This window comes from Rothia sp. HMSC069C01, assembly GCF_001814655.1.
Lineage (GTDB): Bacteria > Actinomycetota > Actinomycetes > Actinomycetales > Micrococcaceae > Rothia > Rothia dentocariosa.
The window spans coordinates 1-18,772 of the sequence record NZ_KV817375.1 but is presented as its reverse complement, the minus strand read 5'-3'; the positions used below and the strand labels follow the sequence as shown (position 1 = coordinate 18,772).

Annotated in this window: 16 protein-coding genes and 1 pseudogene; 9 read left to right on the top strand and 8 right to left on the bottom strand. The window is 52.2% G+C overall.

The annotated features are described in order from the left end of the window. Positions 1-98: 98 nt before the first annotated feature. The 9 genes from HMPREF2981_RS00080 to HMPREF2981_RS00035 all read left to right on the top strand — a co-directional run bounded on the left by HMPREF2981_RS00080 (position 99) and on the right by HMPREF2981_RS00035 (position 13,769). Positions 99-803 carry an IMS domain-containing protein gene (locus HMPREF2981_RS00080; RefSeq protein ID WP_179918963.1) on the top strand — a complete coding sequence of 235 codons (705 nt, stop codon included), beginning with the start codon at positions 99-101 and terminating at the stop codon, positions 801-803. A 117-nt stretch (positions 804-920) separates the two neighbouring features. Next, positions 921-4,583 carry a fibrinogen-like YCDxxxxGGGW domain-containing protein gene (locus HMPREF2981_RS00075; RefSeq protein ID WP_070659818.1) on the top strand — a complete coding sequence of 1,221 codons (3,663 nt, stop codon included), beginning with the start codon at positions 921-923 and terminating at the stop codon, positions 4,581-4,583. Positions 4,584-4,883: 300 nt separating this feature from the next. Next, entirely contained in the window at positions 4,884-5,678 is a 795-nt protein-coding gene (locus HMPREF2981_RS00070; RefSeq protein ID WP_070659815.1) for a CDP-alcohol phosphatidyltransferase family protein, read from the top strand. 2 nt (positions 5,679-5,680) lie between these two features. Continuing rightward, positions 5,681-6,613 carry a glycosyltransferase family 2 protein gene (locus HMPREF2981_RS00065; protein WP_070659812.1) on the top strand — a complete coding sequence of 311 codons (933 nt, stop codon included), beginning with the start codon at positions 5,681-5,683 and terminating at the stop codon, positions 6,611-6,613. Then, on the top strand, positions 6,613-7,926 hold the full coding sequence (locus HMPREF2981_RS00060) for an O-antigen ligase family protein (protein ID WP_070659809.1): 1,314 nt from the start codon (positions 6,613-6,615) through the stop codon (positions 7,924-7,926). Before HMPREF2981_RS00065 ends, HMPREF2981_RS00060 begins: the two co-directional genes overlap by 1 nt. Further along, on the top strand, positions 7,926-11,564 hold the full coding sequence (locus HMPREF2981_RS10485; protein ID WP_083313822.1) for an oligosaccharide flippase family protein: 3,639 nt from the start codon (positions 7,926-7,928) through the stop codon (positions 11,562-11,564). Before HMPREF2981_RS00060 ends, HMPREF2981_RS10485 begins: the two co-directional genes overlap by 1 nt. A gap of 3 nt (positions 11,565-11,567) precedes the next feature. Next, positions 11,568-12,041 (top strand): PssD/Cps14F family polysaccharide biosynthesis glycosyltransferase, encoded by a 474-nt coding sequence (gene pssD / locus HMPREF2981_RS00045; RefSeq protein WP_048753458.1) that lies wholly within the window; start codon positions 11,568-11,570, stop codon positions 12,039-12,041. Between the two features lie 276 nt (positions 12,042-12,317). Then, entirely contained in the window at positions 12,318-13,028 is a 711-nt protein-coding gene (locus tag HMPREF2981_RS00040) for a glycosyltransferase (protein ID WP_048755148.1), read from the top strand. Between the two features lie 237 nt (positions 13,029-13,265). Next, on the top strand, positions 13,266-13,769 hold the full coding sequence (locus tag HMPREF2981_RS00035) for a DUF2505 domain-containing protein (RefSeq protein WP_070659806.1): 504 nt from the start codon (positions 13,266-13,268) through the stop codon (positions 13,767-13,769). A gap of 124 nt (positions 13,770-13,893) precedes the next feature. On the opposite strand, the gene HMPREF2981_RS00030 is transcribed toward HMPREF2981_RS00035, so the two are convergent. The 8 genes and pseudogenes from HMPREF2981_RS00030 to HMPREF2981_RS00005 form a co-directional block, all read right to left on the bottom strand. Further along, a complete protein-coding gene (locus tag HMPREF2981_RS00030) occupies positions 13,894-14,433 on the bottom strand; it encodes an FAD synthase family protein (RefSeq protein ID WP_004006160.1) in 540 nt (179 codons plus the stop codon). 213 nt (positions 14,434-14,646) lie between these two features. Then, a complete protein-coding gene (locus tag HMPREF2981_RS00025; protein ID WP_246825171.1) occupies positions 14,647-15,963 on the bottom strand; it encodes a hypothetical protein in 1,317 nt (438 codons plus the stop codon). Positions 15,964-15,986: 23 nt separating this feature from the next. Continuing rightward, a complete protein-coding gene (locus HMPREF2981_RS10815) occupies positions 15,987-16,154 on the bottom strand; it encodes a hypothetical protein (protein WP_168165912.1) in 168 nt (55 codons plus the stop codon). A gap of 22 nt (positions 16,155-16,176) precedes the next feature. Then, positions 16,177-16,806, bottom strand: coding sequence for a hypothetical protein (locus HMPREF2981_RS00020; RefSeq protein WP_070659800.1), 630 nt, complete (start codon positions 16,804-16,806; stop codon positions 16,177-16,179). Between the two features lie 105 nt (positions 16,807-16,911). Continuing rightward, the gene (locus HMPREF2981_RS00015; RefSeq protein ID WP_246825170.1) at positions 16,912-17,514 is read right to left on the bottom strand and encodes a hypothetical protein; all 603 of its coding nucleotides are present in this window, start codon (positions 17,512-17,514) and stop codon (positions 16,912-16,914) included. 2 nt (positions 17,515-17,516) lie between these two features. Beyond that, positions 17,517-17,681 (bottom strand): ribonuclease domain-containing protein, encoded by a 165-nt coding sequence (locus HMPREF2981_RS11220; protein ID WP_371326213.1) that lies wholly within the window; start codon positions 17,679-17,681, stop codon positions 17,517-17,519. A 23-nt stretch (positions 17,682-17,704) separates the two neighbouring features. Then, positions 17,705-18,358, bottom strand: a complete 654-nt coding sequence (locus tag HMPREF2981_RS00010) for a hypothetical protein (RefSeq protein WP_070659797.1) — start codon at positions 18,356-18,358, stop codon at positions 17,705-17,707. A gap of 43 nt (positions 18,359-18,401) precedes the next feature. After that, positions 18,402-18,772 (bottom strand): annotated as a pseudogene (locus HMPREF2981_RS00005) (hypothetical protein); the annotation flags it as partial.

Below are 18,772 nucleotides of genomic sequence, written 5' to 3'. Positions count from 1 at the left end.
ATAACCAACCACCTTACAACTGAACGAGAAAGATCGTGCTTCGTACGTTTTCTTCACTTCCGAAACAGCGACGGGCAGCAACGGGCTTACTTCTGAGTTTGTCTCTGATAGTCCCCCTTGCGGCATGCTCTCAGCCATCAGATCAACAGACTGCGAGCCCTGGCAGCTCAGCTTCAGCAAGCTCGTCATCTTCTGCTTCCAGCGCATCTAGCGCTTCTTCCGCCCCTTCTTCTGAAACTGCTACTTCCTCTGAATCTGCACAAGCTGAAGTTCCTGCGCAGGACGAAAATTATCCCCAGGCAGAGCAACTCAAAGACGCTAAAACTGTCTCGACTGACGCGGCCGAGGTTAAAGAAGTCAACGGTCTCGTAAACTCCTATGAGCAGACTATGTCTTCTGTTCCAAGCGCGCCTGAAGGTTCAGCAGATACTGCTTCATCAGATTCCGGTCAACCCCGGCAGTTTGTTGATGAGGCAACCATGGACTCCATCAACAAGGTAGCTGTAGACAACGCCGCCGAAGAATACGCGGCATCCGCTGCCGAGTATGCCCAGAACGGTTGGCATTACGAGGGCACCAGCACGGTCGTCGGCAGCCCCAAAGTTGCCGAAGGAACCTACCAGGGCAAGCGTGCACGATTCGTCGAGGTGTGCCTGGATTCCTCCCAAGTCAAGACCAAAGACAGCTCGGGTCGGGAACTCCAGAGCGGAGGCAAACGAGCTCTCAATATATATACGCTGGTCGAATCTGACGGCACGTGGAAAATAGCCCAACACGACTTCCCTAACAATCCCGATTGCTAAGCACATGGTACATCGTACCTACAGGCATCATAAGGCCGTTTTATCCTTCGGTGTCTGCCCGTGTTTATTCCATTCCTTCAATACGTATTCAGCATTCAACGGAGGTGCAATAAAACCATGAAATTTGCTAGAAAAGCGACTACGGCGGTAGGGCTTGCCCTGACGCTTGGACTTTCCGGGCTAGCCCCGGTAGGTCCCGTAGCCTACGCTGCTGAGGATGCGGTCGTTCACGACGGCTCCTCCAGCGACAAGGCAGCCGCTTCCTGTTATGAAGCTAAACAAGTCAACAAGGACGCAAAATCCGGTAAGTACTGGCTGTACACCCCTTCGATGTCAGCTCCACAGCAGTTCTACTGCGACCAGGAGACTAACGGCGGCGGTTGGGTTCTGATTGGTCGCGGCCGTGACGGTTGGACCGAGAACTACCACGGTCGAGGTGCTGCATCTAAGCTGTACACCAGCCCTGAGGGTGACGACGCAATGACTCCGGTACAGCTGCCCTCCACCACTGTTGATGAGCTGCTGAACGGTCAGAAGCCGCAGGATCTTGAAGATGGCGTGCGCTTCCGCCGCGCCCTGAATACTGACGGCACGGAATGGCAGAACATCACGGCGCACCGTGATCAGACCGAGCGTTGGACCTGGGCTCTGCGAAGCAACAATATCTGGTCCAATATTGACGTCAGCGCGGATAACCCCCAGTACATGCAGAGGGATCGTACCCACTTCGACAAGACCGAGGGTCATATCCAGCAAAATGGTACCTACTCGGTGCTGAACTTTGATGAGCAGCGTGAGCAGGGATGGAAGCTCGGCTTTAGCTACAGCCGTGATGTTCGTGCTAACGGAAATCGCAATGAGAGCGCAAGCAACTCATATCTGTACCGCCCGAGCGGTTCCAACGCTACTCCCTTCGCTTTCACTCAGGTGTACCTGCGCCCGAAGCTGACCCAGCAGAACATGGGTGCGCAGGCTATTGGCGATAACGGTACCGCGGCGAGTAACCGCCGCGCACTGCCCAAGAGCGGTTCTATGCCATGGAAGTGGCGCACAAGCGATAAGTCCGGAACCGGTAATGTCAACGAAATGAACACCTACGTTCAGGCTATTACTCAGGTAGGCGACACTGTCTTCACCGGTGGTGACTTTGCATACCTGGAGTCTGCAGCCGGTGCTCATGTGGATCAGTCTTATCTTGCTGGTTTCAACGTCAATACTGGTGAACTGGTACAGACCTTCAAGCCGAAGTTCAATGGTCAAATTAAGTCTCTTGAGGCTCTGCCGAACAACAAGTTGGCCGTTGGCGGCGAATTCACCGAGGTTAACGGCGAAAAGGTGCCCGGTTTTGCGGTGCTTGACCCCGCAACCGGACAGCTTGACCGCGAACTGAACCTGCAGGTTGAAAACAATGTTTCCGGTTCAGCTCTTGCTGTGAAGACTCTGCAAGCTCAGGGAGATTACCTGTACTTGGGCGGTACGTTTACCCATCTCAAGAGCTCAGGAACCCCCAATAAGGTTTACTCCCGTAACGCTGCTCGCGTGAAGATCTCCACCAACCAGGTTGATCGCATGTGGACCCCGCGTTTCAACGGAACAGTAAATGGTATGAGTGCATCGGCAGATAACTCCGAGGTGTTTGCCGCCGGTTACTTCACCGAGATGAATGACCAACGCGCATTCCGTGTGGCACGTATCCTCGATTCCGCCAAGAAGGTCGGAACATGGGAGGTCACTCCCTCATACCTTCCGGATCCACAAACCCGCGAGAAAAGGGTGTGGGGCTTCCACTTTGACGTTCAGGATGCTGGCAGCTCCGTATGGCTTGGCGGTACTGAGCACATGATTTCTCAGTACACTAAGAACGAACCAATGACCCGTTTGAGCTCTAGTATTACCCGCAACGGCGGTGATTTCCAGGATCTGCATCTCAACGGTAATAACATCTACGGCGCCTGCCACTGTGGTGACTTCCTGTACCAGGGCAGCGGCACCCACGACTACGCATGGCGTGGTTCTACCGTGACCGACAGCATCCGTTTGGTTGCTGCGTTCGATAAGGACAGCGGTAAAACTCTCCCCGAGTTCGCTCCTACTCTTAAGGGTAAGAGTGGTCACGGCATCTGGGAATCCTTCGTGGACTCCAATGGTGTACTGTGGGTTGGCGGCGATTTGAACCGCTCCCTAGGTGAAAATGGTGTGCAGCAGGAATCTGTTGGCTTCGTACGCTACGCACCACGCGATGTTACTCCCCCGCCTGCTCCGAGTAACCTGACCGTTACTCAATCCGGTGATAACGATCAGCTGAACTGGAGCGCATCTGGCGAGGCGGGTGCACGTTACCATGTGCTCCGTAACGATCGCGTGATTGCTACTGTGAACGGCACCAGCTACCGGGTAAAGCACACCGACAACGCTCGTTACTTCGTGCGTGCGGCTGATGCAAACGGTAACTACTCTGCTTCTACTTCGGTTGCTGTATCTGGTAAGAAGGCTGAGCAGCCTAAGCAGGAGAACCCCAAGCAGGAGAATCCGCAGCCTCAGCCGGAAAACCCGAAGCAGGAAGATCCTAAACAAGAGGATCCCAAGCAGGACAACCCTAAACAGGAACAGCCCAAACAAGAGCAGCCTAAACAGGAAGATCCTAAACAGGACAACCCCAAGCAAGAGCAGCCCAAGCAGGAAGATCCTAAGCAAGAGCAGCCTAAACAGGATGATCCCAAGCAGGATGACAATAAGAATATCGTCAAGCCTCAGCCGGAAAACCCCATCCAGGACGATCCTAAACAGGAACAGCCCAAGCAGGACAACCCGAAGCAGGAAGATCCTAAACAGGATGAACAGCCTCAGCCAGAAAACCCTGCGACAGACGACCAGGTTCAGCCCGCTGATCCCAACGATGATCTGAAGCCGAACGAGCCTAAGCAGCAGGAGAACCCGAAGCAGGAGCAGCCCAAGCAGGAAGATCCTAAACAGGACAACCCCAAGCAGGAGCAGCCCAAACAAGAGGACCCGAAGCAGGAGCAGAAACCCCAGGGCGATCAGGTTCTCGTCGATAGCGGTTCTTCATGGGTCTACCGCGTAGGCAGCGACCGCGCCGAAAGCGAATGGAAAACTCGTTCATGGCTCGGCGGTGCATGGTCTCGCGGCAAGGCTCCCCTGGGTGCTGGCTCGGTGAACGTTGAGACCGAGGTGAACACCTTCTTTGGTACTCCGATGAGCATCTACGCCCGTAAGGACGTTACCCTCACGAAGGAACAGGCTCAGCAGTATCTGAAGCTCACCACCTACGCAGATGACGGTACTGTGGTTTATGTCAACGGCAAGGAAGTTGCTCGTAAGAACATGCCGCAGGGTCGTATCTCGGCTAACACCCCCGCAACCCAGCGTCCGGAAAGCCAGAACGCTCAGCTGTTCTCAGTTGACGTTCCTGCTGAGTACCTGCGCGAAGGTCGCAACGCAATCGCCGTTGAGGTTCACGCTAACTCGCACTGGAGCAATAACATCAGCTTCGATATGCAGGTTATTTCCACCGCGCAGCACCAGAACCCCCTTCCTGAAGCGCAGAATCAGGAGGATAACGGTCAGCAGCACCGCCCTCAGGTCTGGTACTGGTACTACCCGGAGTACTACGGCAACTATGGTAACGGTGACTACTACGGTCGCCGTAACCAACGCGTAGCCTACAACTACGATAACCGTGGTTTTGGTTACATGGGTGGCTTCGGTTATGCCCACGGATTCTTCGGTCGTGCATTCTATGACTACGGATTCGGTTGGTAATCACCTAGCCCCTTTGTAGGGACTGCATAAACGCTCCTGTAGCTGGATTTAGTATTCGGCTACGGGGGCGTTTTTCAGCGCGATACCGTCTTCAATGTTTGACTAAGAGTCAGCAAAATAAGGCGCGCCTGGCAAAGTCCTACTTTTTAGAGCATTTTATTTCTATAATCTTTATGACTTACTTTTTGCTCGGACACTCGGTTTTAGATCGCATGTCTTCCGGCGGGCTTAGGTAACAGCAAACGTCGTCATCACCCGCGGCACCACCTCAAACTTTGATCACCGATTAGGATTCTTCACATGGGTCACATCACTACGCCAAGCACAGCAGAACGCCCCGGCTTTTCGGATACTCTGAGAGCGCTTGAGCAAGCGCAAAAACCAGGTATTGGAGTTCCCGCATACACCCGATGGGTAAACCGCAGGATTGCACGCTATTTCGCTGCTGCCGCTGTCTCTCTTGGTATTACGCCCAACGGCGTTACGGCGGTCAGCGCAGCTATCTCAGCGGCAGGTGTTATCGTTCTTCTAACCGCTCCCCCAACAATCCTGACAGGCGTTATCGTTGCGCTTCTGTTTGCCCTCGGTTACGGGCTTGATTCGGCGGACGGGCAGGTAGCCCGCGTGACCGGCGCATCCTCACCTGCCGGAGAATGGCTTGACCATGTAGTAGATTCCATGCGAGTGCCCACCGTACACCTAGCGACGCTGGTAGGTTTCATCCGTTTTCCCGAGTACTTCTCTGCATCACATACCACCGATGGTTTTCCCGGTGGCTGGATTCTTTGGGCACTGCCCATGGCGTTCACAGTACTCACCGCCGGACATTTTATGAGTCAGATTCTCGCTGAGCAGCTGCGCAAAAACCGTAAAACTGCGGCACCTTCGACCGGGGGTAACCTCCGTTCCTTCATCAATCTGCATATGGACGCCGGTACGCTCTGCTGGATCTACATTTTTTGGGGTTTTGGCGTGATCTTCGTCTTCGTCTATGCGCTTCTTTTCTTGGCAAACGCGGCGACCGTTTTGCTGTCTATGCGCCGTAAATACGTCACGCTCGCAACCCCCGCATCGTCCCCCTCGCAGGAGGCATAACCATGAAGTTTGAATCTTCAGCTCCCGCCGTAAGCGCCGTGATCGCAACTAACGGTAAACGTCCCGAAACTCTGCGCACTGCGGTACGCTCTATTCTCGATCAAGATTATGCGGGGTTTATCGAGGTTGTCGTGGTGTATGACCGGGTAGAGCCCGATCTACTGGAAGACGTGCAGGTTCCGGAAAATCGGAAGCTCATTACGATAGCAAACACACGCACGGGCGGTCTTGCGGGTGGTCGTAACAGCGGGATTCTTGCCGCCACTGGAGAAGTTATTGGCTTCTGTGACGACGACGATTATTGGATGCCCACCAAGCTGACCGAACAACTCGCACTATGGAATGCTCACCCGGAGGCGGTCGCGGTTTCTTCGGGTATCACCGTTCGCTCGGGTGGGCGTGACATTGAGCGGCTGGCGCCTAAGCGTGCATCCTTCGATGACTTTCTGCTCTCACGCATTACGGAAATTCATCCTTCCGCTATGCTCTATGCGAGGCAAGACCTTGTGACCGACCATCTCGGTTTAGTCGATGAGGAGCTGCCAGCTTCCTACGGCGAAGACTACGATTTACTCTTACGAGCAACCCGCTACGGCGACGTTTTTTCAGTGCAGAAACCGCTTATTCTGGTGCTGTGGGATCGTCCCTCATTTTTTGCCGGTAAGTGGCAGGCTATGGCGGACGGGCTTACCTATATACTGCAAAAATTCCCCGAATTTGAGCGTAGCCCGCGTGGACTGGCACGTATTGCCGGGCAGATAGCTTTTGTGCATGCGGCGCTCGGTCACCGTGATCTTGCTCGTTCCTACGCCCGCTCGGCCCTTAAACGCGATAAAAAGCAATTACGTGCCTGGGCGGCATACGTGGTAGCACTGGGGATTGTGAAACCTCAGCTGCTTCTTGATCTCGTTCAGAAGACAGGAAGAGGTCTGTAATGTCTACTGCTCTAGCTCTTCCAACCCTCGGTGCTTCAAGGAAACTCGCGTCTACGCCCGCGGCGGGCGGTGCATCCGCACAGGCACCCCGTAAACGTCTTCCTGCGTGGCCTCTTCTCGCCCTGTTCTATGGGTTCCCGGCATTCTGGGCGTTGGGGCTGCTTCAGATCGTGCCGCTGGTGCTTTCGGTAACGATGGTCATTTACTTGACTATCCGCGGCGGCGTGCGAGTGCCCCGCTCGCTCTGGATATGGGCTGCGTTCATCTTCTGGGTGATTGTCTGTACCGTCTCGTTAGAAGATGTGACAGACTATATCGCCTGGACGCTGCGCTTCGTCAATATTCTCAACGCGGGCGTGTATGCACTCTACTATTTCAACGCTAAAGAAAGCATCTCGATCAATCAGCTCTTGGGCAGCTTAACTGCCCTGTGGGTTACGGTTGTCGTACTCGGATGGGGCGGCGTGCTCTTCCCCGAAGTGCGCGTTCAAACACCAATGAGCTACGTCGTGCCACAGAGTTTCATGTCGAACTCTTTGGTGAAAGACTATATGCTCCCACCCTTCGCGGAGGTTCAAAACCCCTGGGGGGCGCCCGAACCCTACGTGCGCCCCGCCGCTCCTTTCCCCTACGCCAATAGCTGGGGTCTTGCCTTTACCGTGCTTACGCCCGTGATGTTCGCGTTCTTTGCGCGCACACGCTCGTGGCTTCTGCGCATCTTTTTGGCGATCGTCCTCGGAGCATCGGTCGTGCCGCTCGTTGCGACCAGTAACCGCGGTATGTTCATCGGTCTGGGTTTTGCGACTGCATACGTCATTATTCGCCTGATTATTGGTCGCTACTGGGGCTTGGTAACGGCGGCCGGGGTGATGGTTGTCGGGGTGGTGACCGCGTTAATTGCCTCCGGCACGGTGGCGGCTATTTTGGGTCGTCAGCAATATTCTGACTCGACCGGCGGTCGCGCGGCGCTGTACCGCTCAACCTGGGCAGCGTCCTTAGAGTCTCCCATTGTGGGGTATGGAACTCCCCGCATGGAATTGAGCGTGGGTGTTTCGATGGGTACTCAGGGGTATCTATGGACTCTAATGTTCTGTTTCGGATTTGTGGGTCTTGCTATATATGCCCTCTTTATTCTCAGTATTTTGGGTGAAGGGTTGAAGGTGCGCACACCCGCCGGATTCTGGCTGCATTCCATTCCGGTCTGCAGCTGTGTTGTCATTATTTTCTATAGCTTCGATGTGGCACAGCTGAGCGTTCTTTTGCTCAGCGCCATGGCCTGCATTCGTGCGCAATATTACAGAGAGGAGCTTTAATGGCACGTCATGCTTCTTTAGCACGCAGTGGATCGCTGGCTTCTCTCTGTGTGATGTACGGTGCCGGTATTGCGTTCGTTACAACCCTCGTGGTCTCAAACGGAATCGGCGCCGCCGGTGCCGGTGAATTCTTCCGTCTAATGGCACTCTTTGCGATCGGAACCTCGCTCTCAGTCTTCGGCGCGGATACCGGGCTTGTACGCACGATGTCCGCACAGCGTGCCCTGGGACGATACTCTGCGCTCCCCCAGCTTATCCGCTTCGCTCTTTTCCCCTCGGTACTTCTTGCCGTTGTCGTAGCCCTCGCAGCGCTGGTGTACAGCTTGATCATGCCGGGAAGCGACGAATACGCCACCGCTCTACGGGTGAGCGCTCCGTTCCTGATAATTGCCGCCGCCATGACGGTGGGGTTCGGCGCGTTACGCGGTCTAAACCAGGTAGTGACATTCACCCTCCTGCAGAACGTGGTGCTCCCGACTCTTCGCCTAGCTGGCGTAGCTCTTGCGGTGATTCTCGCGGGTTCTCTGATGGGCTTAGTGTGGGCATGGACTATTCCGGTGATTATCACCACGGCGGTCACCGCATACCTGCTCAACCGCCCTCTTCCCGAAGAAATGAGCCAGGATGCGCCGCCCACCACGAACGAGCATCAGGATGCCCCGGAAGAAACGCTGCGTTCCTTTTGGATGTTCTCATCTGCCCGCGGTGTTGCCGCCATTGTCGAGACCGCACTCGAATGGATTGATGTGCTGGTTATCGCAGCATTCCTCGGACCGGCCGCGGGCGGTGTCTACGGCGCGGTAAACCGGTGTGTGCGTGTTGGCACTATGGTCGAACACACCGGGCGCATCGTGACTGGACCATCGATCAGCGCGGCTCTGGCAACCCAAAACTTGGTTCGTGCCCGTGAAATCTTCCTTGCGACCACCCGCGTGCTCACCGCCCTAGCCTGGCCTTTCTACCTTTCACTTGCTTTCTTCGGCCCGGTTTTGCTGCGTTTCTTTGGTAAAGGTTTCGAGTCTGGCGCCGGTATTCTCTGGGTTATCTGCCCGGCGGCAATGCTCGCAATGAGTGCGGGCGGCGTGCAGTCAGTTCTACTCATGAGCGGTAAAAGCCGTTGGCAGCTTCTCAATAAGCTCTCGGCTCTGGTTCTGGCGATTATCCTGAACCTTACCTTGGTCCCGTTATGGGGGCTCTATGGTGCCGTCACCGCTTGGGCGGCGGCGCTGCTGATTGATACATTCTTGGCAAGCTACCAGGTCTTCAAGCTGGTGGGTATTCGCGCTACCGTCAAGGAAATGGCTCCGGCGCTCATCCTTGGCGGTGCGGTACCGACCGTATGCGCCCTTATTCCGCTTGCGGTTCTGGGGCAAAGCCTAGTAGCTCTGGTGCTGTACCTGGTTCTTCTGGTTCCAAGCTACGGTTACCTGCTGAAGCGCTTCCGCAAGCCGTTGGGCGTTGAACGTTTCCTCTCGGCACGCAAGAAACCCGCAACCGCGGAAGAAGTTGTTGCAGCCCAGACCCCGGAAAACGCGCCTACCACGGTGATGGCGATCGTTCGCTCCCCCAGCAAGTTTTCAGCGGTGCGTGCCGCCATTGCTCAGGGGCGACGTGAAGCGTTCCCGCAGTACACCGATTCCGGTGCAGATGCACAGCGCTTGAATGATGCGCTTGCCCACGGGGCAACGATGGTTCAGCTCGTCGGGGTTTCCCCGCAGCATCCTCAGCGCTCCTCCAGCATTGCTTCCGCCGTTACTGCGGCGCTTTCCAAAACACCACCGGCGCAGTCTTCGGATGCGCCCACTCAGCAACATACCGCAGTTGAGAAACATCTGTCAGCTACGCCTCCCGCCGAGGGAACGGCGGTTCACCACGAACAACTTCACGAGAAGGGACAAACTCCGCGCATGGGGAGAGAACAAGAGTCTGCGCCGCAGGCTAACGCATCGTCGCAGGATCACAGCAACCCCCAGACGGGGAAAACACCGCATATCGAAAAATCGCCAACCGTGCCAATATTCCTGGGTGCGGCGGCTGGTGATGAGCCGGGTTCACCCGATTCTGCAGTTGGTACCCTCAGAAATGCTCTGCCGCAGGATTCTGCACAGCCTGAAGCCGATAAATCTCCCGAGCCAGCTCAACCCGTGCAAGCCATGAAGAAGCCAAGGCTTCCTGCGATTGCACAGGCTACCGCGAATGGTGCCCCGAATACACCCACGGGCATGATACCCGCGCAGCCCGCCGCTAAGACTCAGGCGACACCAGCGGAAAGCACAAATGCCGAAGCCCCGGCGAAATCTCCTGAAGATACGACAGACTCTCACAACACAACACCGATCACGAACCACGAACGACCCAGGATTATCGTTCAGAAAGAGAACACCATGGAAAATTCGAGCACTTCCGAGAAACAGCCTTCGGCATCCTTGCTTGAGCAGGTTCAGCGAGTATGGCGCCATAAGCTCATTATTCTTATTCCGATCGTAGTGATGGCGATTCTTGCAGGAACCTACGGAGTGATTTCCCCTGCGTCATACGCCGCGAAATCAACTGTGGTAGTTTATCCGCTCGTGAACGACCTTTCAGGAACGGGCAGCGCGAACTCCTTGAAGGTCGATATTAACACCGAGTCCCGTGCGGCAAGTTCCCGCCAGGTTGCCGTGCGTGCCGTCACCAAGGCTCAGGCTAACCAAGAAGGCCCCAACTACCAGGCGATGGACGTTGATAAGCTCATGGCTGCCACAAAGGTAACGGGTACTTCGCAGTCGGCCGTTTTGGATATTGAAGTGACCCTGCCTAACGCCCAGCAAGCGGCTGACTACGCAAATGCCGTGGCTGAAGCCTATCTGGAGGTGCGCAGTGAAGGCCTCAAGGCTAATGTGGAGGACCAGCGCAAGAAGCTCGATGAGAAGATTGACGAAGCAAAAAATAGCACTACTATCCCTGCCTCCGAACTTACTCAGCTTCGTGAACGCCGTTCTCAGCTTGAGTTGATTTCTCAGGAGGGCGGTCGTGTTGTATCCTCGGCTCAGGTTCCAAAGAGCCAGAAGGGTCTCTCCCCCGTGGTTCTGACGGTCGTTGGCGGTGCCTTCGGTCTGCTGGTGGGTATTGCTGCGGCATACATTTATGACCGTTCGATGCGTACCTTGGGCTACGCTGGTCGTCTCAAGGAAATGGGTATCGATTCGCATGAGCTCAAGCCGAACGACACCGAAGGCGCACTGTTGCTGCTGCACCGTGTAGGCGCTACGGATGGTGACCTCAAGAAGGCCGGTTATGCCGGTATTACCCTCAGTTCTGTATCCGGCAAACTCGCTTACCGTATGTACCAGGCTCTCTACACTGCGCTGCCAAGCGATCAGGTGCGTTTTATCGACTACAAGTCGCTCAAAGACAGTCACTCGCTGCAGAACCCCGAGAAGTATGTTGCGGGTAATTCCATTCCCGTTGTGGTTGATTTGGGAAATTCCGCTACGCTTCCGCAGGTTGTGCGATTCAGCAATGCCACTCGTTTGTGCCTGATTCCGGTGAATAAAGATACTAACCGGGCAAAGCTGCGCGAGCTCTTCTCGTACCTGCAGACTCTTGAAAATACCGTGAGCATCGCAGTATTTATGGAACCGCAGAAGGAGGGGTAAGCGATGACTAATTCGTCGGATAAGTCCGCAAAGTTACTTCTCGTCTCTAGCAGCGGCGGGCATTTGAAACATCTGACCGAGACCGCTTCTGCATGGGAAAACTACGAGCGAGTGTGGGTGAGTTTCAAACAGCCCGATGTTCAGGCGGCGCTTGAGAACGAGCGTGTGCATTGGGCCTACTACCCTACGACCCGCAATATTAAGAACGCTATTCGGAATTTCTTCTTGGCTCTGAAGGTTATTCCTCAGGAGAAACCGCAGGCCGTAGTTTCTGCGGGGGCCGGGGTTGCGGTTCCGTTCTTCGTGGCGGCAAAGCTGTTTCGGGTCAAGACCATGTACATTGAGTGTTATGACCGCCCAACACTGCCAACGATGACGGGAAAAATGCTCTATATTCTGGCCGATAGCTTTAACGTTCAGAATGAGGAACAGCAGAAGAATTTTCCGGATTCGACGATTCTGCACCCGATTTTCTAGGGCGCAGTACCGCATTATATGCGCGGGCGTGGGATTAATAATTTTCACCGCTTTCATGACCGTGAAGTTTTACTTTAATCCTGCGTCTGCGCGTATATACTTAATACATAACAAACTGATAACAACATCTGCGGGCGAGCATTACCTTCGACTAACCACCGGAGTCAATCGCAGAAACTCTTCCGATTTACCAACCACTCGGGGTTAGCTGGCCTACTTCCACTCTTTAGGCTGACCGATTCCGCACTCACCGATTAGAGTTAGGATCAGACATATATGTCTATTCAGAACGTGCCCCATACTGCAGGGCATAGCATTATTCTCGATCCGGCGAGCTTCACTCTCGCCCAGGCTCCCTCACGTCTTCCGGCGGATACTTATGATCTTGTGGTTTCTCTCGGAACCGACTATCACACCTTTGATCGGCTGCTACGGTGGGTCAAGGCTTATTTGGCGGAGAATCCTCAGGTACGATGCCTCATTCAACACGGCCATACTTCCCCCGTTGAAGGAGCAGACAACGTTAAACTTCTGCCCGCAGGAACCCTCAAACGCCTATATGCCAAGGCGCAGGTTGTACTGGTTCAGGGCGGCCCAGGGTCTATTCAAGATGCGCGTGCTACCGGTGCTATCCCCCTCGTTGTACCGCGCCGCGTTGAGTTTGATGAAGTTGTCGATAACCACCAGGTCCCTTTCGTTACCATGATGGAGAAGCAGGGCGGCGCCGTTATCGTTGAGAGCCGCGCAGACCTGTTCGACAAGCTTACTTTAGCCTTTGAAAATCCCTCACTTTTTCATGCGGCACAGCCCTATGTGGCGAACCCGAGTATCGCAGCGGGACAGCTGGCGCAGGGGCTCGATAACCTGCTTTCGGGGAGGACTCGCCGTGCTGAGGGATATATAGCCCGTTTCAAGCAGGCAGCACGTGCCCACGCTGCGGGTAAGCAAGAAATGGCTCGAATTAACGCTATTACACCCAGCGAGTAGAATCTAAGTAGCTATCGACGATATAGTGCACATGTATCCGCCGAGTTTTCAGACGTAAGGCTACACCGGAACATTCGCCACTATATGAGGCAGAAGACCGCACATATGCGCGGGTGTTCCACTCAAGTTGTGCAGCTACGAAGGCTGTTACCTGTTAGGTACGAAAGCCTCGGAGCGCTTATCTTCCGGATAGGATGCCCGGGGCTTCGCACGCGCCATGGAAGGAAAAGAGAAAATATGGCAGTTCAAGAGTCCAACGACGTCAACGTGTCGGTTGAGCAGATCGCTGCAGCATACGCCAGCGAAGATTTCGCACGCTTTGTATGCAACGAGGTTGGTGTTAATTTCGTCAGCTTCAACCTTGACGGTGACCCCGCCGGTGAGTACACCATCACCACAGAGCGCACCATCCCCGGAGACCGCGTGCCGGATATTGCGAAGAAGTTCATCTCTAACGGTGTGGGTATGACCCAGACCGATAAGGTGAGCGCACCCGCTGCCGACGGCACCCGCACCGTGAACACCGAGGTTAAGGTTAGCGGTATGCCTGTAAGCGCACAGGCTACCCAGACCCTCACTCCTGTGAGCGACAGCCAGGCACGTGTGGACGTCAATGGTGAGGTCTCCTGCTCGATTCCACTGGTGGGCAAGAAGATTGCTGCCGCTGCCGAACCTCAGGTTGGTCGCGTGCTCAAGGTTCTTGGTACCTCGGCTGAGAAGTGGACCGCTCAGCAGGGTTAATTACTGACCTGCTAGTCTACCTGCTAAAAAGGCTCTTTATGTGAATGAAGCGGCGGAAAACCCGCTTTATTCGAATAAAGAGCCTTCTTATGTTGGGTACTGAATGCTAACGACCGATGGGGCTTTAGGATGCTTCGGCTTCTGCCGCTCCCACGGGGGTCTCTGCTTTAGCGGCGACTACCGCCTCATGGTAGGCACGGTCACCAAGAAGTTCGGCGAAGCGGCGCATCTCTACACGCAAGTCGTGCTCAGCTTCTAACAAATCAACAACTTTGCGGAGCTTGGTGCTTGAGGTGTGCTCCGTATAGGGGAAGTAGTGGACACTCACACCGACCTCTGCGAAGCGTTTTTCGAGGGCGAGGCCCTGCGGGGTTCCCTTCCAGTCGTCGCCTTTGAAAAAGACGTTGAAGGGCTTCTGGCGCCATGTTTCGATCTTATCGGGGGTGGTTTCGATGTAGACTTCGTCCACATAGTCGATATGGCTGACGATTGCGGCACGTTCATCAATGGGGATGACGGGGCGGCGCCCCTTGGTCTGTTCAAGAACGTCGTCGTGCACGACACCGGCGATAAGGTAATCGCAGTTTTCCTTCGCCTTGCGCAGGATTTCGAGGTGCCCGTAATGGAACAGGTCGTAGGCGCCGGCGGCGTATCCAATAATCATAAGAAACCCTCTCTTAGGGTACGTGCTTACGGCAGACGCCTGGGGCACATTCACACGGTGACTGAGCGGTTTTATACCGCACGTATAGCACCATCAGTTTACCAGCCGGAACGCCGTTCACTTTCCGGCGATGCGGTGAAGGGCAAAAAGAGACAGATTACACTGCTTCTGGGCAGAGAACTGTTTTTATCTCTCGGAAACAGGGGGTTAAATCTAATATTCGCTGATCCGTCGATGTGCTTCTTTCCATGCTTCGTGAGCCTGCCAACTGGGGCCTTCGATAATCTGTTCCCGATTTTGTATGACACCCCACGGAGCATTTTCGTCTTCGCTCAGAATGTGAATTACCCAGTCCTCACCATGAATATCGCGAACGGTAATAAGCGGATCATAGGCATCTGGTGTATCCGCTTCAACGGCAATTATCATGCCGCCTTGGAGAGCTTTAATAGGCTCTTGCTGATTCTTCGGAAACTCCTCTAGGCGATTTTTCTCTAGTGCTGGAGCGATACGCCAGTCACAATCCACATAGACCTTAAAGGAAGAATTATCTTTATTACCCGTGAAAGAAAAATTCAAATCTCCCACGCTAACCTGTTCAACCGATAATGGCAACAATGCCTGTAGCTCACTCAGACGTAGAGAATCAGCCTGATATTCATCTAAAGGCTCGAATTCATCAGATTTTTTAGATTCATTCTTCTGGACATCATCAAGATATGGTTTCAATGGGCCTTCATCATCACCATAGCTATCGTAAAGATGATCGAGCTTATATTCTTTGCGCGCTTGGGTAAAGCTCAAAGGCCGCAAAGACTCAGGGTCTTCATGCATCCAAGGTGCATCTACATTGCATACAAGTGCAGGACCAGTGTAGAAACTCAGATTATATGGGTCAATCCCCAGCTGCCGTGCATAATGGAGCAATAGTTCTGGAGAGAATCGGTCAGTTACTTTATGTTTACTGTAAACATTTGTATCCTCAAATTCAAAAGGATTACCACTACTTTGAAAAAACCATTTCCTTACACCTTCACGCCCTAAGTGCAATGAACGGCCACAGTCATTCCCACAGATTTTCTGTCCAGAACCATTATAATATGCAAGCCGAATACTTCCATAAGACTCTCGATATTTTTCAAGTTCTTTATAATTTTTTGGTGGGTATATGTTAGGTATATAACGCAGAAAAACACTATCTAATAAATATTTCTTTTTCATATTCCACATTATTGTTGTATAATCCACCGGTTTAGGACTATTAGTTAACATAACAGTCCACCCATTACGACATTGAGCAAATATAATCTTTGACTCTGCACGTGTTAAAGGATTTAAGGCATCAAATATTGCTTCCCCAGCAAGATTTTCCTCAGTACTAGTTAGAAACTGTGGAAATATTATATTTTTTGCCCAGTCTTGGTAATACGTAGCAATTCGATGGTAATCACCCCTAAAAAATACCAAATTATACGTAGTAGGCTCATACCGACCACGAGCTAGACGATAACGGTTAACATCCTCAACCATAGGGGTTACCCTTTCAAACATAATTATTTTTTATACGGGTCAACAATACGTAGCTCAATACCGCCGTGGTTAGGATCATTAGCTGCGATACGTTCGGCATGCCCAATTTCACGTGCCGAAGTAGTACGATCCCATTCAACATAGTACCGTTTACCATCTTTAGTAAATTGAAGATCTGGATTTTTCGTCACATCGTCTATTCAGAAGATACAATTAGCCCTCAGTATCCTCTGGGTCAACCGTCATCCCTCGCCAACTTCTAATAGTATCTTCCTTATTTTTAACATACACTGGATACTCGGACCCAGGGTCTTCTTCATCAAACTCAGGCACCACAATCGCCCGACCCTCAAAAAACTCCAACACCTGATCAAGGTGTTTCCGAGACACCTCCATGCCATAGAGCACATGCGGTGGATCGTAGTCCGCATACCCAGACCAAGAATGCCTGTACCGCGAATCATTATCCACTGTCTGCAACAACTTTGCAGTCCACTTCGCCATAAAATAGTCAGTTTTTTCTTGATTTTGGAAGAACACATCATAATCCTTCAGAACAAAGAAGAACCCCTGACTCAAATCCAACCAATGCAAATCCTCAAGATACTCATGAATCCAATCCTCTGGAATCCGAGGAATCTCATCAGGAAACTCAATAGCTTCAAAAACTATCATGGCGTCTTCCTCGGAGCCTGAAGACTTTAAAAACTTTTCACAGGAAAGCTCAATAATTTTCCACCCCGCCTGCCGCAACAGCTCTAACTGCCGCTCTAAAACACCATCCTCCCGCACATAAACGACCGGGAAAAAAGTCTTATCCGATTTATCTGTGTAAAATCCCATTTTCTATTCCTTAATCAAAATAAACGTTTCATCATGGTTCGACATATAGAACATCAGGGCTGCCCACAAGCGACACCAATCGATCATAGACAACCCTGCCTTTTCTTATATATAGGTTATTGATTCTAATCCTTTACTCTGGCAAATGCGGATACTCATCCACGAAAGGACCAGGGCCTCCGCACTCCCAAGCTCAGGATGCTCAGGATCAAACCTATCCACAACCACCACATGCCCTAGGAAAAAATCCCGCACCAGCGAAAGATTCTTCTCAGAACATTCAAAACCGTAGGCAAATTTAAGGTTCGCTTCTCCTTCCTCCAAAAGCTCCCAACGGTACCTGGTTTGCAACCGGTGGAGATGCTGGCAAAGATAACTTGCTATTCGAGAATTCTTGAGCATAATATCATCAAAATTAGATATATACACAAAAAAACCATGTGATATATCCAGCCATTGATCAATATCCTCAATATAATCTAATGTCCATTGCGAACCATAATCCGGAATATCCCAGGGACATTTAATAGCACGAAGTATTTCAGATGTCATGGTATCAAAATCGATAATAACATTTCCTCTAATTTCAATAATTTCCCACCCAGAAGAAACTAATGAATCTATCCTATTATGGAGAATAGGCTCTCCTTTTAGATAAATATTTGGTGTTATAGGATACCTTTCATCCATTTTAAAATCAATAGTCATATTTATAGTCCTTTCAGAAGAACAAAAGTCCTGTAATGATCAGGAGTATAATAAATATCTCCATTACTCCCAACGACTAAACGTTCTGTGTCTCGTCTTCCTCTAATCCTTGGTTCATTGCGGATAATGTATCCAGAATCACGAACATCAAGCTCATAATATTGAATACTGAGGTTTGTTCGGATGTACTTTACCCATTACTGCCGCCGGTATAGGAAGTGCTTTCGGGGTACTCGTCAGGATCATCAATCCATTCCGTACCGTCCTCATACAGCGGGTCAGGAAAACCGTTAGGGAAGAACACTTTCTTAAACCTCTCCACACCGCTCCAAGGATACTTGGCCCCATCGGCGGCGATTACCACATGATTCTCGAAAAACTCTTTCACCCGCGGCAAGCTTTCCTGCGAGATTTCGAATCCCCACCCAAAAAGAACTTGGTAAAGACCACTACCATGGATCGGACGTACTGTATAACGTGTGTCCATCTGTTCAATAATATTTACGCATAGGCTCACGTCCTCGTCTTCCATCACGAAGAGGTCGTCAAAGTTTTTATACAGGACAAAGAGTCCTTGTCGCATATTGAACCAGTTGATCAGGCAGGCATCTTCGGACGCCCAGCGCAGGTTAAAATCATCCGGAATAGCATAGACACTCTCAATACTCTCAACCAGACGGTATGCAAAATCTAGTGTGGTTTTTATCCCGGTGCAGTCAACGATAATAACCTTCCATCCCTCTGTTTCTAGATAGGGCAGCATGTGGTTTTCCCAGTACTGGTCTTCACGGATGAACAAAGGGGCAGTAAATTCTACGGCAGACCGTTCTTGTTGATAAGGCATGTTTCTCTCTAAAACACAGACAGGCAAAGGAGCCTAACTATGTTTACTCAGATGAACTTTCTCCCTCATGACCGCCGGTGTAGGATGTGCTCTCAGGGTACTCATCAGGATCATCAATCCAGTCATCTCCATCTTCATACAGAGGATCCGGAAAACCATTCGGGAAGAAAAACTTCTTATTTTTTTCCATTCCTGACCAAGGATACTTGGCCCCGTCAGCAGCAATCACGATGCTATCGTTGAAAAACTCTTTCACCCGCGGCAAGCTTTCCTGTGAAATATCAAACCCATACCCAACCATGACTTGATATAGCCCGCTGCCGTGTAATTGGCGAGTGGCGTAATATACTTCCATCTCTTCAAGAATATTCACACATGCACTTATATCATCATCAGCCATAGTAAAAAGCTGCT

Bases quoted from the DNA above. Each gene is read 5' to 3' on its own strand.
- HMPREF2981_RS00075 (WP_070659818.1), top strand. From the start codon at position 921: ATGAAATTTGCTAGAAAAGCGACTACGGCGGTAGGGCTTGCCCTGACG.
- HMPREF2981_RS00070 (WP_070659815.1), top strand. From the start codon at position 4,884: ATGGGTCACATCACTACGCCAAGCACAGCAGAACGCCCCGGCTTTTCG.
- HMPREF2981_RS00065 (WP_070659812.1), top strand. From the start codon at position 5,681: ATGAAGTTTGAATCTTCAGCTCCCGCCGTAAGCGCCGTGATCGCAACT.
- HMPREF2981_RS00060 (WP_070659809.1), top strand. From the start codon at position 6,613: ATGTCTACTGCTCTAGCTCTTCCAACCCTCGGTGCTTCAAGGAAACTC.
- HMPREF2981_RS10485 (WP_083313822.1), top strand. From the start codon at position 7,926: ATGGCACGTCATGCTTCTTTAGCACGCAGTGGATCGCTGGCTTCTCTC.
- pssD (WP_048753458.1), top strand. From the start codon at position 11,568: ATGACTAATTCGTCGGATAAGTCCGCAAAGTTACTTCTCGTCTCTAGC.
- HMPREF2981_RS00040 (WP_048755148.1), top strand. From the start codon at position 12,318: ATGTCTATTCAGAACGTGCCCCATACTGCAGGGCATAGCATTATTCTC.
- HMPREF2981_RS00035 (WP_070659806.1), top strand. From the start codon at position 13,266: ATGGCAGTTCAAGAGTCCAACGACGTCAACGTGTCGGTTGAGCAGATC.
- HMPREF2981_RS00030 (WP_004006160.1), bottom strand. From the start codon at position 14,433: ATGATTATTGGATACGCCGCCGGCGCCTACGACCTGTTCCATTACGGG.
- HMPREF2981_RS00025 (WP_246825171.1), bottom strand. From the start codon at position 15,963: ATGGTTGAGGATGTTAACCGTTATCGTCTAGCTCGTGGTCGGTATGAG.
- HMPREF2981_RS00020 (WP_070659800.1), bottom strand. From the start codon at position 16,806: ATGGGATTTTACACAGATAAATCGGATAAGACTTTTTTCCCGGTCGTT.
- HMPREF2981_RS00015 (WP_246825170.1), bottom strand. From the start codon at position 17,514: ATGACTATTGATTTTAAAATGGATGAAAGGTATCCTATAACACCAAAT.
- HMPREF2981_RS00010 (WP_070659797.1), bottom strand. From the start codon at position 18,358: ATGCCTTATCAACAAGAACGGTCTGCCGTAGAATTTACTGCCCCTTTG.